The sequence below is a fragment of the Mesorhizobium sp. M0047 genome (assembly GCF_040323315.1).
Taxonomy (GTDB): Bacteria; Pseudomonadota; Alphaproteobacteria; order Rhizobiales; family Rhizobiaceae; genus Mesorhizobium.
Map to the genome: position 1 here is coordinate 41,810 of NZ_JAMYUW010000037.1, position 16,534 is coordinate 58,343.

Annotated in this window: 16 protein-coding genes; 7 read left to right on the forward strand and 9 right to left on the reverse strand. The window is 61.3% G+C overall.

The features are described 5' to 3' along the window. Nucleotides 1-52: 52 nt before the first annotated feature. On the forward strand, nucleotides 53-1,168 hold the full coding sequence (locus NKJ89_RS27160) for a CobW family GTP-binding protein (RefSeq protein WP_352607125.1): 1,116 nt from the start codon (nucleotides 53-55) through the stop codon (nucleotides 1,166-1,168). Between the two features lie 3 nt (nucleotides 1,169-1,171). On the opposite strand, the gene NKJ89_RS27165 is transcribed toward NKJ89_RS27160, so the two are convergent. The 5 genes from NKJ89_RS27165 to NKJ89_RS27185 form a co-directional block, all read right to left on the reverse strand. Beyond that, nucleotides 1,172-1,414 (reverse strand): sulfurtransferase TusA family protein, encoded by a 243-nt coding sequence (locus NKJ89_RS27165; RefSeq protein ID WP_023757277.1) that lies wholly within the window; start codon nucleotides 1,412-1,414, stop codon nucleotides 1,172-1,174. Nucleotides 1,415-1,422: 8 nt separating this feature from the next. Further along, on the reverse strand, nucleotides 1,423-2,721 hold the full coding sequence (locus tag NKJ89_RS27170) for a L,D-transpeptidase family protein (RefSeq protein WP_023757276.1): 1,299 nt from the start codon (nucleotides 2,719-2,721) through the stop codon (nucleotides 1,423-1,425). A gap of 217 nt (nucleotides 2,722-2,938) precedes the next feature. Next, nucleotides 2,939-3,889 carry an acetyl-CoA carboxylase carboxyltransferase subunit alpha gene (locus NKJ89_RS27175; RefSeq protein WP_352607127.1) on the reverse strand — a complete coding sequence of 317 codons (951 nt, stop codon included), beginning with the start codon at nucleotides 3,887-3,889 and terminating at the stop codon, nucleotides 2,939-2,941. Nucleotides 3,890-3,988: 99 nt separating this feature from the next. Continuing rightward, nucleotides 3,989-4,924 carry a site-specific tyrosine recombinase XerD gene (locus NKJ89_RS27180; RefSeq protein WP_352607129.1) on the reverse strand — a complete coding sequence of 312 codons (936 nt, stop codon included), beginning with the start codon at nucleotides 4,922-4,924 and terminating at the stop codon, nucleotides 3,989-3,991. A gap of 17 nt (nucleotides 4,925-4,941) precedes the next feature. Further along, on the reverse strand, nucleotides 4,942-5,094 hold the full coding sequence (locus NKJ89_RS27185) for a hypothetical protein (protein ID WP_023757273.1): 153 nt from the start codon (nucleotides 5,092-5,094) through the stop codon (nucleotides 4,942-4,944). Nucleotides 5,095-5,303: 209 nt separating this feature from the next. On the opposite strand from NKJ89_RS27185, the gene NKJ89_RS27190 reads away from it, so the two are divergent. The 3 genes from NKJ89_RS27190 to NKJ89_RS27200 are packed head-to-tail and all read left to right on the forward strand — an operon-like array spanning nucleotide 5,304 to nucleotide 7,944. Further along, entirely contained in the window at nucleotides 5,304-5,915 is a 612-nt protein-coding gene (locus NKJ89_RS27190) for a shikimate kinase (RefSeq protein WP_023757272.1), read from the forward strand. Further along, complete coding sequence (gene aroB / locus NKJ89_RS27195) at nucleotides 5,912-7,054, forward strand: 3-dehydroquinate synthase (RefSeq protein ID WP_352607131.1); 1,143 nt, start codon at nucleotides 5,912-5,914, stop codon at nucleotides 7,052-7,054. Before NKJ89_RS27190 ends, aroB begins: the two co-directional genes overlap by 4 nt. After that, on the forward strand, nucleotides 7,051-7,944 hold the full coding sequence (locus tag NKJ89_RS27200) for an HlyC/CorC family transporter (protein WP_352607133.1): 894 nt from the start codon (nucleotides 7,051-7,053) through the stop codon (nucleotides 7,942-7,944). Before aroB ends, NKJ89_RS27200 begins: the two co-directional genes overlap by 4 nt. Before the next feature lie 120 nt (nucleotides 7,945-8,064). Here NKJ89_RS27200 and NKJ89_RS27205 read toward each other — a convergent pair whose 3' ends face one another. Genes NKJ89_RS27205 through NKJ89_RS27215 form a run of 3 tightly spaced genes read right to left on the reverse strand, consistent with a single transcriptional unit; the run spans nucleotide 8,065 to nucleotide 12,894 of the window. Next, nucleotides 8,065-9,606, reverse strand: a complete 1,542-nt coding sequence (locus NKJ89_RS27205; protein ID WP_023757269.1) for a SpoVR family protein — start codon at nucleotides 9,604-9,606, stop codon at nucleotides 8,065-8,067. A gap of 9 nt (nucleotides 9,607-9,615) precedes the next feature. Further along, nucleotides 9,616-10,926, reverse strand: coding sequence for a YeaH/YhbH family protein (locus tag NKJ89_RS27210; RefSeq protein WP_352486365.1), 1,311 nt, complete (start codon nucleotides 10,924-10,926; stop codon nucleotides 9,616-9,618). Nucleotides 10,927-10,944: 18 nt separating this feature from the next. After that, nucleotides 10,945-12,894 carry a PrkA family serine protein kinase gene (locus NKJ89_RS27215; RefSeq protein WP_023757267.1) on the reverse strand — a complete coding sequence of 650 codons (1,950 nt, stop codon included), beginning with the start codon at nucleotides 12,892-12,894 and terminating at the stop codon, nucleotides 10,945-10,947. 451 nt (nucleotides 12,895-13,345) lie between these two features. Between NKJ89_RS27215 and NKJ89_RS27220 the strand changes: the two genes are divergently transcribed. Beyond that, nucleotides 13,346-14,152 carry an alpha/beta hydrolase gene (locus NKJ89_RS27220; RefSeq protein ID WP_352607135.1) on the forward strand — a complete coding sequence of 269 codons (807 nt, stop codon included), beginning with the start codon at nucleotides 13,346-13,348 and terminating at the stop codon, nucleotides 14,150-14,152. 145 nt (nucleotides 14,153-14,297) lie between these two features. Here the strand turns inward: NKJ89_RS27220 and NKJ89_RS27225 are convergent, their stop codons facing one another. Further along, entirely contained in the window at nucleotides 14,298-14,600 is a 303-nt protein-coding gene (locus NKJ89_RS27225; protein ID WP_023757265.1) for a BolA family protein, read from the reverse strand. Nucleotides 14,601-14,782: 182 nt separating this feature from the next. On the opposite strand from NKJ89_RS27225, the gene NKJ89_RS27230 reads away from it, so the two are divergent. Both NKJ89_RS27230 and cobS read left to right on the forward strand, forming a co-directional pair. Then, nucleotides 14,783-15,412 (forward strand): J domain-containing protein, encoded by a 630-nt coding sequence (locus tag NKJ89_RS27230; protein ID WP_032906956.1) that lies wholly within the window; start codon nucleotides 14,783-14,785, stop codon nucleotides 15,410-15,412. A gap of 123 nt (nucleotides 15,413-15,535) precedes the next feature. Beyond that, complete coding sequence (gene cobS, locus NKJ89_RS27235; protein WP_023757263.1) at nucleotides 15,536-16,522, forward strand: cobaltochelatase subunit CobS; 987 nt, start codon at nucleotides 15,536-15,538, stop codon at nucleotides 16,520-16,522. The last annotated feature ends 12 nt before the right edge of the window (nucleotides 16,523-16,534 follow it).

Consider the following 16,534-nt stretch of genomic DNA (forward strand, 5'->3'; position numbering starts at 1 on the left):
AACTTGGTACGTTTTCGGAAGAGACCATGCTCAGACAGACAGATAGAGACCAATGAGCGGCTTCCCGATCCCCGTCTCGGTGCTGACCGGTTTTCTCGGCGCCGGCAAGACGACGCTGCTCAACCGGCTGTTGAAGGATCCGGCGCTGGCCGACACGGCGGTCATCATCAACGAGTTCGGCGAGGTGGCGATCGACCATTTGCTGGTTGAGCAGTCTTCCGACGGCATCATCCAGCTTTCCGATGGTTGCCTGTGCTGCACGGTGCGCGGCGAACTGGTCGACACGCTGGCCGACTTGGTCGACCGGCTACAGACCGGCCGCATCGCCCGGCTCGCCCGTGTCATCGTCGAAACCACGGGGCTGGCCGACCCGGCGCCGGTGCTGCAGTCGATCATGGCGCACCCGGCGCTGATCCAGGCCTTCCGGCTCGACGGCGTCATCACTTTGGTCGACGCCGTCAACGGGGAAGCGACGCTCGATGCCCATGTCGAGGCGGTCAAGCAGGTTGCCGTCGCCGATCGTATCGTGCTCAGCAAAGCCGATTTGGTCACCGATCCGCATGAACTGGAAACGCTGCGGGCGCGACTGCGGCAGATCAATCCGGGCGCCGAATTGTTCGACGCCGGCGACACGGGGACAGGCGTGGCGGCGCTGTTCGACTGCGGCCTCTATAATCCCTCCACCAAATCCGCCGATGTTCGGCGCTGGCTCGGCGACGAAGCGGCGCACGATCACGACCACCATCATGATCATGACGGGCATAATCACGAGCATGGCCGCGATCACGGCCATCGCCATGATTCGCGTGTGCGGTCCTATTCGCTGGTGCATGATGGCCCGGTACCGTTTTCGGCCATCGAAATGTTTCTCGACCTGCTGCGTTCGACGCATGGCGAGCATTTGCTGCGCATGAAGGGCGTCATCGAACTCAGCGAGGATCCATCACGGCCGCTGGTTATCCATGGTGTGCAGAAAATCCTGCATCCGCCGGTGCAATTGCCGGGCTGGCCCGATGGCCAGCGTGGCATGCGGCTGGTGTTGATCACGCTCGACATGCCTGAAGACTATATCCGCCGGCTGTTCGCCGCCTTCACCAACCGGCCGTCGATCGATACACCCGACCGCGCGGCGCTGGAAAACAACCCGCTGGCAATTGCCGGGCGTTGAACTCTATGATTGCGGCTCGCCGCGTTCGACCAAGAAGCGATGGCCGCCCGAAACCGCGGACGTTTCGATGAGTTGGTGGCCGTTGTCGGAGCAGAATGCCGGAATATCGATGACGGCGAGCGGGTCGGTGGTCTCTAACCAAAGCCGGCTGCCCGGTTGCATCCCGGCTAGACGCTTCTTGGCCTTAAGCACGGGCAGGGGACAGTTCAGCCCCCTGAGGTCATAGACAGCGGCGCGGTCAGCCACGAGTGAAATCAGCCGCCGAACATGCCGAGCAGCTTGTTCTTCAGCTTTGTCACCCGGCTCTCGTCGGCACTCGCCGCTTGCGTTTCTGCCACTGGCGCGGCTTCGGAAGGGGGTGTGACGGTGGCGGTGGCGACAGGCGCTTCCTTGGCGGCCTTCTCGGCCTCCTTTTCAGCCAGAGCCTGCGCCCTGGCGGCTTCCTTGGCTTTCTTGGCCACCTCTATGGCCGCCAGCCTTTGCTCCTCGGCCTTCTGCTTGGCGGCTTTTTCGGCGTCGAGTGCGGCCATCTTGCGGCCTGCCGGCGAATCGATACGGCCCATGCGGGTCGTCTCGGTGACGGAGCCGTCGGTGTTGAGCGACGGCGGGTCGATCGGCACGCGTTCGCCGCGCGCCCTGCGCTTGGACCAGTCGGAAACGATGCTGGCTTCCTTGACGCCAGCAATGGTCGGCTTGGGCGCCGGCACGCTGGCCTTGACCGCGCCGCTGAACGCCGCGTCGTAGGTGCTCATGTAGGAATTGTAGGCGCTTTTCAGCGAATCAGGCTGCGTCGTCGCCGGGCAGGCACCGGTCGGATCGAATGTCTGGCCGTCGGCGGCAACCTGGTTGAAGACATAGCGCTTCTCGCAGACATCCACCTTCGGCGGCACCTTGGTGATCTCGAAATTGTCGTAGCCGACTTTCAGCATCTTCCAGAATTCGTAATTCGGATCGTTGCGGTAGCGCGCCATGTTGGCGGCGGTCATGCGGAACGGAAACGCCTGGATCTGGAATTCGGTCTGGCCGCCCTGGAAAGCGTCGCGGCCGAAGGCATAGATCTGCTCGATCTGAGCGTCGGTCATCGAATAGCAGCCCGACGACGAACAGGCGCCGTGCACCATCAAATTGGAGCCGGTGCGGCCATTGGCGCGGTCGTAGGCGTTGGGATAGCCGATGTTGAAGGACAGATGGTAGTTCGAGCGCGGGTTCATCTGCGCCGGACGCACCGTGTAGAAGCCCTCCGGCGCCTGGCGGTCGCCTTCGGTGTATTTCGGCCCGAGCTTGCCCGACCATTTGCAGATGTCGTAGCTCGCGACCATGTCATAGCGGCCGTTGGTCTTGGCCTTCCAGATTTCGAGCTTGCCCTCTTCCTTGAAGATGCGGGCCATCACCGACGAGGTGCGGACCATGCCCTTGGCCCTCATGTCGGCGAGGATCTTGTCGGGCAGCGGCTTGTTGGCCTCCGGCGCGAAATCCTTCATCGACGAATTGTTGCAGCCGGCAACGCCGAGGGCGGTTATCAGGATTCCGGTGCGGGCAAGCTTGGCGAACATGGCTGCGGATATCGTCTTTTCTCTGGCGCGAGGGCAATTCATGCCCGGCTACTGCACTGAACGTGGACGGACCCTAAGCCCGTTAACCCTAACAAATTCCTTACCGCAAGTGCCGACGCATCCCCCAGCGGCAGTCTCATTGAGCCGAATGCAGCGGCATTTTTGTGGCGAAAATGCTCCGCGCCGCCACATTGTGGCGCCGGGACCGGATCATGATCTAAAGGCTGCGGCCCATTGCCAGGTATTTCTCGCGGCGCTGCTCGCGGAAATCAGTGTTGGCGCCGGCAAATTCCTTCATCGTCCTGGCGATGAGGTCGCCGGTCGCGGCGATCACGGTTTCGGCGCCACGATGCGCGCCGCCAAGCGGCTCGGGAATGATGGCGTCGATGATCTTCAGCTCAAGAAGATCCTGCGCGGTGATCTTCATGTTCGTCGCCGCGTCCTTGGATCGCGTCGTGTCGCGCCACAGGATCGAGGCCGCGCCCTCCGGCGAAATCACCGAATAGATGGAGTGTTCGAGCATGTAGACGCGATTGGCAGTGGCGATGGCGATGGCGCCGCCTGAGCCGCCCTCGCCGATGACAACCGAGATCGACGGCACCCTGAGCCTAAGGCATGCGGAGGTCGAACGGGCAATGGCTTCCGCCTGGCCGCGCTCCTCGGCGCCGACGCCGGGATAGGCACCGGCGGTGTCGACCAGCGTCAGCAGCGGGATGTTGAACCGGTCGGCGAGTTCCATCAGCCGCACCGCCTTGCGGTAGCCTTCCGGCCGCACCGAGCCGAAATTGTGCTTCAGGCGGCTGGTCGTGTCGGAACCCTTTTCCTGGCCGATGATGGCGACAGGCTCGCCGCGGAAGCGGGCGAAGCCGCCGACGATCGCCTGGTCCTCGCCGAAATTGCGGTCGCCGGCCAGCGGCGTGAAATCGTTGAACAGGCCCTTGATGTAGTCGACGCAATGCGGCCTGTCGGGATGGCGCGCGACCTGCACCTTCTGCCATGGCGTCAGCGCCTTGTAAGCGTCACGCAGCGCATCGCGGGAGCGCTTCTCGAGCCGGCTGATCTCGTCGCCGACATCGACCGCTTCGCCATTCTCGGCGAGCTTCTTCAGCTCGAGGATCTTGCCCTCGAGGTCCTGCACCGGCTTTTCGAAATCGAGGTAATTATACATGCGTGAGCGGACCGGTACATCGGAAGGCAATGGCTGTCGGAAGCCTTGAATCCAAGGCTCCGGGCGGTGAAACGTCGTCCTCACATAGCGATATGAGGCCTAGTCGGCAAGCGGATGATGATCGTTGACCAGCCGCACCAGCCGCTCTTCCAGCACATGGGTGTAAATCTGCGTCGTCGATATGTCGGCATGGCCGAGCAACTGCTGCACGGCCCTGAGATCGGCGCCGTTCTGCAGGAGGTGGCTGGCGAAAGCATGGCGCAGTACATGCGGCGAGATCTTCGCCGAGGCTATGCCGGCTCTTGCCGCCAGCCCCTTCAGGTCGCGAGCGAAGACCTGGCGCGAGAGATAGCCGCTGTCGGACGCAGCGGGAAACAGGAACGGACTGTCGGCGAAGGCTGGAACCTTGGCGCGGGCGGCAAGCCACGTCTTCATCGCCGCACGCGCCTTGAGCGAGAGCGGGACCATACGCTCCTTGTCGCCCTTGCCGCGCACCATGAAGAAGCGGTCGTCGCGCTGCGCCACCGTCACCGGCAGACCGACCAGCTCGGAAACGCGCAGGCCGGTGGCATAAAGCACCTCGACCAGCGCATGCAGCCGCAGTGCCGCCAGCCACTCGCTGTTGCCGGACCGGGCACCGTTGCCGAGACTGGGATCGCCGGCCTCAAGTGCCGCGCGGTCGATCAGCCGGCCAGTGTCGGCCTCGCTCATCGTCTTGGGCAGCGGACGGCGCCTTTTCGGGCTGTCCAGCGTGCCGGTCGGGTCATCGCCGCGCAGGCCTTCGGCGTAGAGGAACTTGAAGAACTGGCGGATCGCTGACAGTTTGCGCGCTTGCGACGTGGCGGCAAAGCCGCGCGCGGCGATGTCGTCGAGATAGGCGCGGATATCGGCGGCGGTCGCGCCGGCGAGCCCGCCATCGATCTCGCCAGAGGCGTCTTCGAGGTCACGGCGGTAGGAAGAAAGCGTGTTCTCGGCCGCACCCCGCTCGGCGCTCATCATTTCCAGAAAGGCTTCGATGCGGGCGGCGCTGTTCATTCAACTTTTCTGGTCGTTCAACTTTTCTTGGGATTGAGCTTCTCCGGAGGGATGCGCACGCTTATTTCACCCTTCTTGGGCTCCACGAACATCACCAGCGCGAACATCGTACCATAGGCAATGCCGGCCAGAATCGCTATTATCACGACAAAGCGAAACAGTGTCGGCATCAATTTTCGCCCGTCTTCTTGTTCTGCGTTTCCAAACCCTGTCCCCTTATGGGACGCCAATCAGACCAATTCAAGGAAGAAGCTGAGGCCTGTCAGGAACTTCCGATGCAGCCCCGTCAGCTCATATCGGGCTCAAGGTGCTCGCCACGCTTGACGCAAACGGGCTTTTCATATCGATACGCCGGCAAAGAGGGCCCTCGATACATCCGATGAACGCGCTGCCAGCAAATCCTCCAGACGAGACCCACGCCGTGCTGCTCGGTCGGCTGGGCAGCCGTTCCATCGTCTTTGTCGGGTTGATGGGCGCCGGCAAGACGGCGATCGGCCGCAAGGTGGCGACGATGCTGTCGCTGCCCTTCATCGACAGCGACCAGGAGATCGAAAGCGTCTCGCGCATGACCGTTCCGGAGCTGTTCGAGCGCTACGGCGAGACCGAATTCAGAGCACTGGAGCAGCGCGTCATCCTGCGCGTGCTGGAAAATGGCCCACAAGTGCTTTCGACGGGCGGAGGCGCCTTCATGAACGCGCATACGCGCGAGGCGATCGCTGCGCACGGCGTGTCGGTGTGGCTGAAAGCCGAACTCGACCTTTTGATGGACCGCGTCTCCAAGAAGCAGAACCGGCCGCTGTTGAAAAGTGCCGATCCCCGCGCCGTGCTGGAGCGGCTGATGAGCGAGCGCTATCCGGTCTATGCGACATCCGATGTCACGGTGCCGACTCGCGACGATCGCAAGGAGATCATCGCAACCGAGGTGGTGGAGGCGCTGTGTCGGCATTTCGGCATCGATGAGACTGCGGCGACTGGCGAGGTCAGATCATGAGCCTGGATCAGCCAGTCATTGTCCAAGTCGGCCTCGGCGAACGGACCTATGACATACTGATCGGCTCGGGACTGCTGTCACGCGCCGGCGCGGAGATTTCGCGCCGCCTGCCGGGCACCCGCGCCGCTGTGATCACCGACGCCAATGTCGCGGCAGCGCATCTCGATGCGCTGAAGGGCGGCCTCGAAACGGGTGGTATCGAGCCGGCCGTCATCACGCTGCCGCCCGGCGAGAAGACCAAGAGCTTTGCCCATCTTGAGGAGGTGGTCGACGGCGTGCTGGCTGCGAAACTGGAGCGCGGCGACATTGTCATCGCCTTGGGCGGCGGCGTTATCGGCGACCTTGCCGGCTTTGCCGCCGGTATCGTGCGCCGCGGCATGAATTTCGTGCAGATCCCGACCTCGCTGCTGGCGCAGGTCGATTCCTCCGTCGGCGGCAAGACCGGCATCAACAGTGCGCGCGGCAAGAACCTTGTCGGTGTTTTCCATCAGCCGAAGCTGGTGCTGGCCGACACTGGAGTGCTCGATACGCTGCCGATCCGCGAATTCCGCGCCGGCTATGCCGAACTCGCCAAATATGGGCTCATCGACCGGCCGGAGTTTTTCGCCTGGCTGGAAGAGAACTGGGGCCAGGTTTTTGCCGGCGGACCGGAGAGGGCGCAGGCCATTGCCGAAGCCTGCCGGGCCAAGGCCGACGTGGTCGCGCGCGACGAGTTCGAGACCGGCGACCGCGCGCTGCTCAATCTCGGCCACACGTTCGGCCACGCACTGGAAGCCGCCACCCAGTATGACGGATCCCGCCTCGTCCATGGCGAGGGCGTCGCCATTGGCATGGCCCTTGCACATCGGTTCTCGTCGCGGCTCAACCTGGCCAGTCCCGATGATGCCGCACGCGTCGAGGCGCATCTGCGCACCGTCGGCCTGCCTTGGCGCATGGCCGATATCCCGGGCGATTTGCCGGACGCCGAAACCCTGCTTGCCTTCATCACCCAAGACAAGAAGGTGTCGCGCGGCGCGCTGACCTTCATCCTGACGCGCGGCATCGGCAAGGCGTTCATCGCCAAGGACGTGCCGGCTTCGGAGGTTCTGTCGTTCCTCAGGGAGAACCATCCGAGCCCGAAGGAAAGCACTCGGAGATGAATGAGACGGGCTGGATCGTCGCCGCTGTCCTTGCCGCCCTCCTCCTGCTGGCCGCTGCCTTGCGCAAGCGCCTGCTTGCCGTCTTCGGCTATGAGCTGTCGCGCATCGAGCCGCGGCGCTCCACCCACGATGAGTTGCGCGGCGCGGTCGACGATTTCCGCCGCGACGGCCAGATGGTGCGCGAGGACCGTGATCGTGTCGGCGGGCTGTTCGATCTCGCCGAGCTCGAAGTCTCCGACATCATGGTCCACCGCACCAACATGCGCTCGGTCAACGCCGACAACGCGCCGGAGGCGGTGGTGCGCGAGATGCTGCAGAGCCCGCACACCCGCATGCCGTTGTGGAAAGGCTCGCTCGACAACATCGTCGGCGTGCTGCACGCCAAGGATCTGTTGCGCGCCCTGAACGAAGTCGGCAACGACTTCTCCAGGATCGACGTGATGAAGATCGCCTCGAAACCTTGGTTCGTGCCCGACACCACGACGTTGCAGGAACAGCTCAATGCCTTCCTGCGCCGCAAGGCGCATTTCGCCGTCGTCGTCGACGAATATGGCGAAGTCGAAGGGCTGGTGACGCTGGAGGACATCATCGAGGAGATCGTCGGCGAGATCGCGGACGAGCACGATATCGACATCCAAGGCGTCAAGCAGGAGGCCGACGGCTCCGTCGTCGTCGATGGCACGGTGCCGATCCGCGACCTGAACCGGGCGCTCGACTGGAACCTGCCGGATGAGGAAGCGACCACCATTGCCGGCCTCGTTATCCACGAGACGCAATCGATCCCCGAGGAGAAGCAGGCTTTCACGTTCCACGGCAAGCGCTTCACCGTGATGAAGCGCGACAAGAACCGGATTGCCAGGCTGAGGATCAGGCCAGCCGGCGACGCTTAAAAACGCGTCCCGTCGAAACGAAGACGACGACAGCGACGCGATTCAAGTCCCGTGACCATGCATGTCGCCCAGGACCGCGGAGCACTTTTGGCGCCATGAGAACCAGCCCGCGACGGAGCCTCATTCTGCGATCTGGCTCGTCGAGCGTTCGTGGATCGCCGCGCCCGTCTCGGCGTCGACGGCCGCCAAGCTGACCTCGTAACCCCAAAGCCTGCGGATGTGACGAAGCGTGGCGTCACGGCTGGCCTCCTCGAGAAGGATACCGTCATTGACCTTGTGCTGCAGTCTCAAATGCCGGTCACCGAGCAGATCGACATCCATCACCTGGATGTCCGGTTGGTTTGCTCCGATCTCGTAGCTGTGGGCAAGCGCGGCGCGGACCTTGGCATAGCCGCGTTCGTTGTGGATCGAGGCAACCTCGAAATGCGGTTGGTCGGCAGCGTCGCCGAGCACGAAGAGCCGCCATTTCCGGATCAAACTTGGACTGAGATATTGGCGGATAAAGGACTCGTCGCGGTGATCTGCCCAGGCGTCGAGCAGGACCTCTAGCCAGTTGCCGCGGCCGGCGAAGTCGGGAAACCAATCGCGGTCCTCGGCCGTCGGTTCGGTCGAAATGCGCTTGATGTCCTGCATCATATCGAGGCCGAGAGCGTAAGGGTTGATGCCCGAAAACCGCGGATCGTCGTAGGCCGGCTGGAAGACCACGTTGGAATGATTCCGCAGGATTTCCAGCATGGCGCCTTCACTGATCTGGCCGCGATCGTACAGCATGTTCATCAGCGTATAGTGGACGAAAGTGGCGCAGCCCTCGTTCATCACCTGCGTTTGCCGTTGTGGGTAGAAATATTGTGCTATGACGCGAACGATCCTGACGATCTCACGCTGCCAGGGCTCCAGGACCAGGCTGTTCTTTTCCAGGAAGTAAAGCAGGTTTTCCTCGGGAAGGTTGAGCGATTTCTTCCGCTCCGGGTCCTCTCTCTTATCGTTAGCCTTTTGCTGCGACGGTGGCAGCGTACGCCACAGATCATTATAGGTTTGCTCTTCGTATTCGAGGCGCTCGCGAAGTCCTTCACGCTGCCGTTCCGACGACAGCTTCGGCGGCCGGTGATAGCGGAACACGCCCTGTGCCATCAGAGCATGGGCGGAATCAAGGACAGCCTCTACGGCGGCGAGGCCATGCCGCTCCTCGCAACGGACAATGTAGCCCTTGGCGAAATCCAGGTAGTTGAGGATCGCCCCGGCGTCCGTCCACTGCTTGAACAGCTGGTTGTTCTTGAAGAAATGATTATGCCCGAGCGCAGCATGGGCCGTCACCAAGGCCTGCAGGGCCATGGTGTTTTCCTCCATCAGATAGACGATGCACGGATTGGAATTGATGACCAGTTCATAGGCAAGCCCTCGACCGCCCTTACGATAGAGCAGGTCGTGGTGGAGGAAATGTTTGCCGAAAGACCAGTGACGGTACATCAGTGGCATGCCGACCGATGAATAGGCGTCGAGCATCTGCTGGGACGAGATGATCTCCATCTGCACCGGGTAGGTGTCGAGATGAAGCTCTTCGATCGCGATTGCCTCGATCGTGTCATAGGTCCTCGACAATGTCTTGAAATCCCAATCGGACCCTGAAAAAAGCAGGCTGGATTTACCGGCTTGTCTGGCCATTGAATCCCCTCATGCAACCTTGAGGGAAGCCGGCTGTCTGCCGAAGAGTTGGCGAAAAACCGGGTAGATATCCGCGGGCGTGGCGATGCGGCTCATCTGGAAGTTCGACCATTTCAGGTCGATTTCGCTATAGGCACGCCATAGCGATGTCCCGTTTTCGGTCGAGCCGAAGATATGGGCTTCACGCTCGTCGATGATCTCGACATAGGCAAAATACTGGCACAACCGCATGAGCTTGCCGTTGAGCAATGCTATGCATCGCTCGGAATCGCCGCCGAAATTGTCGCCGTCGGAGGCCTGGGCGGCGTAGATGTTCCACTCGTGGGCGGGGTAACGTGCATCAATAATTCGGTGCATTTCCTCCAGCGCGGTGGAAACGACAGTGCCGCCACTTTGCGTGTTGTAGAAAAATGTTTCCTCATCGACCTCCTGGGCCAGATGCGTGTGGCGGATGAAGACGATCTCGATGCGCTCGTAGCGCCGTTTCAAGAACAGGTGCAGCAGTACGAAGAAGCGCTTTGCCAGATCCTTTTCGCGTTCACCCATCGAGCCGGACACATCCATCAGGCAGAACATGACGGCATTGGCATTCGGCACAGGTCGGGGATCGAAGCGGTTGAAGCGGATGTCGACCGGATCGACATAGGCAATTCGCCTGCGCCGCCGCTCCAGCCGGTCAAGCTCCTCCCTCAATGCCGCAATGCGCTGGCGCGCCGCCACGCTGGATGGCACCAACTCAAGCGCGGCGATTTCCTTGAGGATCGCGTCCAACTCCTCCTGCTTAGGACGCCTCAGCGCAATGCGGCGGCCGTGGCTGTTACGCATGGTGCGCACAACATTGATGTTGGTCGGTGAGCCGGTGGCGGCGAAGCCAGCCCGGCGCGACTTGAATGCAAGGATCTCCTTGAGGTTGAGCTTGACCATATCTGGGAGTTCGAGATCCTCGAAAAAAAGATCGAGCACCTCTTCACGCGACAGCACGAAACGAAAGTCGTCTTCAGACGCTGTATTCCCCGCGGACGCCCCTCCCGCGCCGCCGCCGCCGGGCTTAGGGAGCAGATCTCCAGGAGAGAAATGCCTGTTGCCCGGCAGGATGTGCTGGCGCCTGCCGCTGTTGCGGGCGTTGTTGAAACTCGGTTCGTCAGTGCCGCTCTCCGGCATGGGCACGGCGTGCTCGGCATCGGCGTCGGCGATCCTGCCGGTGCGGATCTGATCGCGTATGCTCCGCTTCAGTTCCTCGCGCGCACGCCTGAGAAAGCGCTGGCGATTGCCGAGGCTCTTGTCCTTCGGGTTCAGGCGACGGTCGATGAAGATCGGCATGGAACCACCCGGGCTCTCTCAACCCGCCCTGTTCACCCGCATGTACCAGTCCACAAGGCGACGCACCTGCCGCTGGGTGTAGCCGCGCTCGACCATGCGCTGCACGAATTCATTGTGCCGCTTTTCCGTGACGCTATCCTGCTTGGAGCCGAAGCTGATCACCGGCAGAAGGTCCTCGACCTGGCCGAACATGCGCTTCTCGATGACTTCCCGCAGCTTTTCGTAACTTGTCCAAGCCGGGTTGCGGCCATGGTTTCTTGCACGGGCGCGCAATGTGAACTTCACCACCTCGTTGCGGAAGTCCTTGGGATTGGCGATGCCGGCCGGTTTTTCGACCTGCGACAGTTCATTGTCCAGAACCTCGCGATTGAGGATTTGACCGGTGTCGGGATCCTTATAGTCCTGATCCTCGATCCAGGCATCGGCATAGGCGATGTAGCGATCGAAAAGGTTCTGGCCGTACTCGCTGTACGATTCCAGATAGGCCTTCTGGATTTCGTGGCCGATAAACTCGGCATACCGCGCCGCCAGCTCGGACTTGATGAATTCCAGGTAGTCCGCTTCCGTCTCCTTCGGAAACTGTTCGCGTTTGATTGCCTCCTCGAGGATGTACATTAGATGTACGGGGTCGGCAGCCACCTCCTCGGTGTCATAGTTGAAGGTCTGCGACAGGATCTTGAAGGCAAAACGCGTGCTGACGCCGGCCATGCCCTCGTCGACGCCGGCGGCATCGCGATATTCCTGAACCGGTTTCGCCTTGGGGTCGATTTCCTTGAGGTTCTCGCCGTCATAGGCGCGCATCTTGGTGTAGAGCGGCGAATTGTCGTGCTTGGCCAAGCGGGTCGAGACGGTAAATCGGCTGAGAATGTCCAGCACCTCGGGGGCACAGGAACTGTTGGCCAATTCACTCTCCCGCAGCAGCTTTTCGTAGATATGTTTCTCTTCAGTTATCCGCAGACAATACGGCACCTTGACCACGAGGATGCGATCGAGGAAAGCCTCGTTGTTCTTGTTGTTCTTGAACTGCTGCCATTCCGACTCGTTGGAATGGGCCACGATGATGCCTTGATAGGGGAAGGCACCGAAATTCTCGGTACCGTTGTAGCTGCCCTCCTGGGTCGCGGTCAGCAGCGGATGCAGGACCTTGATGGGCGCCTTGAACATTTCGACGAACTCGAGCAGGCCCTGGGTGGTTCGGTTCAGTCCCCCACTGTATGAATAGGCGTCCGGATCGGACTGGCTGAAATTTTCCAGTTGCCTGATATCGACTTTGCCGACCAGGGCCGAGACATCCTGATTGTTCTCGTCGCCAGGCTCCGTCTTGGCGATGGCGACCTGGCGCAGCCGCGAAGGCTTCAACTTGACCACGCTGAATTTCGAAATGTCGCCGGACAATTCGTCAAGTCGCTTGGCCGCCCAGGGTGAGATGAGCCCGTTGAGACGGCGCCGGGCTATCCCGTATTTATCTTCCAGCAGGTCGCCCATGCGATCGGGATTGAAAAGGCCGAGTGGCGATTCGAAAACCGGACTGACCTGGTTGCCGGCCTTCAGCGTGTAGATCGGGCGTTCCTCCATCAGTCTCTTCAGCCGTTCGGCCAGAGAGGATTTGCCGCCGCCGACAGGGCCGAGGAGGTAGAGGATCTGTTTGCGCTCCTCGAGTCCCTGGGAGGCATAGCGGAAATATCCGGCAATGCGCTCGATCGTATCCTCCATGCCGTAGAAGTCGGAGAAGGATGGATAGATCTTGACGGTGCGGTTCGAGAAAATGCGGCCTAGTCGCTCGTCCTTGCTGGTGTCGATCAGGTTAGGCTCGCCGATTGCCTCGACCATCCGTTCAGGCGCCGAGGCATACATCGATTTGTCCTCCCGGCAGGCAAGTAGGTACTGCTGGAGACTGATTTCCTCCTGGCCCTCGTTCGCATAAATCTCCGAAAACAGGTCGAAGACGTCGGACTGATTCTCGCGCATGATATTCCGCCCTCAAAGCCGTTCTGGCTGCCGGATGGTTCCTCAATCTATTCAACTATCGGAGTGCGTTGTGGTTCCCATCACATGAAGGAGAGAACGTGCGCCTGGCATCGGCGCGGAACAGCACCCGAACAGCACCCGATGTGATTGGAATGCGTATCCAACAACTTAGGGTGGTGATGGTCGGCTGAGGCGTCAAGGACAAAAATTGATTTCGTGAACTGAACCGCGAGCGCAATGCATTTGGTGTGGCGTGACCTGTGGCCCGATACGGGTTCGATGAGCCTGATCGATCTGGTCTCCTCTACAGCGGATGAGCGTCCAAAAAGGTTGAGAGCCCATTCGCGGTTCGGATCGATGGTCGATCGCCGAACCGGATCCATGTGCCATACTCAACTGGACGCTTGTGCCGCCCGCTGGCACTCTTGGTCGACATGGTCGGGAGACCACGATGATCGATCGACGAAGCTTCATTCTGGCTTCTGTGGCGGCGATGCTGCCATTGGGAGCATCGGCCGTGTGGCACTTGCGCCAACCGGTGCCAAGAACTTTCGACTACGGGCCAGCTAAGCTCGACATCTATGCGCCTGATGACGCCACCGGCATGCCGGTCGTGTTCTTCGCCCATGGCGGCACCTGGCAATTCGGCAAACGCAGCCAGGTCAACGCCAAGCCGGCTTTCCTGCTGGCCAATGGCTTCTGCTTCGTTTCCATCGATTACCGCATGTTGCCTGAGGCCGGTGTCGCCGCCCAGGCCGGTGACGTCGAAAAGGCCTATGCCTATATCAGAGCCAACATCGCCCAGCATGGCGGCGACCCCAAGCGCATTGTCGGCATGGGTCATTCGGCCGGCTGTCATCTGATTGCACTGAGCGGCATGCGCGGCGGGTTGCCGGACGTCGCTGCCTTGCTTCTCGATGACACCCGTGCCTACGATCTTGCAGCGCTCGCCAGGAATGGCGGCATGGTCCGGGCCTATGCTCGGGTCTTTTCCGACCCCTCGCAATGGGCCGCACTTTCACTGGCCAGCTACGTCGACGGCCGCAAGCATCCGCCGACCTTCATCGCCTATTCGCGAGCGCCAGGCCGTGGCGAAGCCTCGAAGACTTTTGCCGAACGCCTGCGCGCCACCGGCACCGAGGTCACCCTGTTCGACGGCAGCGCCTATACGCACATGTCGATCAATCGCGATTTCGGCGAGGACGGCGACGCGCTGACCGCGGCCGCGCTGGCATTCCTGAAATCGACGGTCGGCTGATCGAGGCTCGTGCGTCAGACTAGCTGCTGGATCAGACCACGTGCGAACGGCTCGGCGCATTGCTGGACAGCGCGCTATCTCAACCCGGACCGTTTCTGTTCGAGGTGGGCTCTGAGCGCGGCGAAAAGCGGGCGGCGGAACCGAGCTACCAGCGGGTCTTTTCGCCGGGCGCCGCCGGTTCGATTGCCAGCGCATGCACGCCGGCCTTCAACTCGTCGGCAAGCAGTTCGTTGACGGCGCGATGGCGGTCGATGCGGCTCATGCCGGCAAAGGCGGATGAGACGACGCGCACGCGAAAATGCGTCTCTCCTGTGCCGTCATAGGCGCCATGATGGTCGGAGCCGTGGTGATGGTGGCCGGCATGGAGATGGCTCTCGTTGATGATGACCAGCCGGTCCGGCGAAAACGCCTTGTTGAGCTTGTCTTCCATGGTCGTCTGTATGGACATCGCCGTATTCCTTCACCACATATGGCCGGCATATCTGCCCGCAAAAACCGGAATCGGTCTCCGCAAAAGCCGCTACCGCTCAACAAAATCCGCCATTCGCCTGTTTTATGCCGCGATTCAGCGGTTAGGGCGATCATCGCGAAAATGTCAATTCTTGTTTCGCATCTGCGAACGCCCCATAAATGGGTAAGATGAAGCCGTACCCCAAATATTTCGAGAAGATTCGCGTCCGCCCCGACAAGGACGCGGAGCTGAAGTCGCACTCGCCGATCTGCCAGTGGGACGGCTGCAAGGAGGCGGGCACACATCGCGCGCCGGTCGGGCGGATGAAGGAAGGCGAGTATTTCCGCTTCTGCTTCGACCATGTGCGCGAATACAACAAGGGCTTCAACTATTTCTCCGGCGTGCCGGACACCGAGGTCGCGCGTTTCCAGAAGGAAGCGATGACCGGCCATCGGCCGACCTGGAAGATGGGCGCCAACGGTGCCTCGACGCGGTCGTCGCCCGATATGGCGCAGATGCGTTCCGGCCGCGCCGGCTACTACAATCGCATGCGCGACCCCTTCGACCTGTTCAAGGGGCCGAAGGATCCGCGCGAGGCGCGCGAGCGCAAGGCCAAGCCGCTTGAGGCCAAGGCGCTGGAAACGCTTGGCCTTGATACAAAGGCGACTGGCAAGGAAATCAAGGCGCGCTATAAGGAACTGGTGAAACTCCACCATCCGGATGCGAATGGTGGCGACAGAGGTTCGGAAGACCGGTTCCGCGATGTGCTGCAGGCTTATCGCGTGCTCAAACAGGCGGGCCTGTGCTGAGCGACCATACGGTTCGCGTCGTTTTCCAACTTTCATAAGGTTGGAAAAGGCTCTAAGACCGCCCCCGGACAAAATCGATTGCCGGCGAAATCAGGCTTTTCGCCCGTGGAGACGTTGAGAGATATGAACAAGGTCGATCGCGACATCGCCAACCTGCCCGACACGACGGTGTCGGTGAAGGAGAAATTCGGTTTCGAGTCCAAGATGGTGGTGCCGGCCTATTCGGTGACATCAGAGCATGTGCCCGACATCGACCCGGACTATCTCTTCGACAAGAACACGACGATGGCGATCCTGGCGGGCTTTGCCTATAACCGCCGAGTCATGGTGTCGGGCTATCACGGCACCGGCAAGTCGACCCATATCGAACAGGTCGCCGCCCGCCTCAACTGGCCCTGCGTGCGCGTGAACCTCGACAGCCATGTCAGCCGTATCGATCTCGTCGGCAAGGACGCGATCGTCGTCAAGGACGGGCTGCAGATCACGGAATTCCGCGACGGCATCCTACCCTGGGCCTACCAGCACAATGTCGCGCTATGCTTTGACGAATATGACGCCGGCCGTCCGGACGTGATGTTCGTCATCCAGCGCGTGCTGGAATCGTCGGGCCGGCTGACGCTGCTCGATCAGAGCCGGGTCATCCGTCCGCATCCGGCGTTCCGGCTGTTCTCGACCGCCAACACGGTCGGCCTCGGCGACACCACCGGCCTCTATCACGGCACCCAGCAGATCAACCAGGCGCAGATGGACCGCTGGTCGATCGTCACCACGCTGAACTACCTGCCGCACGACAATGAGGTTGCCATCGTGCTGGCCAAGGCCAAGCACTATCGCGACGGCAAGGGCAAGGAAATCGTCAACAAGATGGTGCGCGTCGCCGACATGACGCGCTCGGCGTTCATCAATGGCGATCTGTCGACAGTGATGAGCCCACGCACCGTGATCACCTGGGCCGAAAATGCCGAGATCTTCGGCAATATCGGCATGGCGTTCCGCCTGACCTTTCTCAACAAATGCGACGAGCTGGAGCGTTCGTTGGTGGCCGAGTTCTATCAACGTGCTTTTGGGGAGGATCTGCCCGAGAGCGCCGCGAACGTGGTGCTGGGCTAAAGCAGAGTCTCG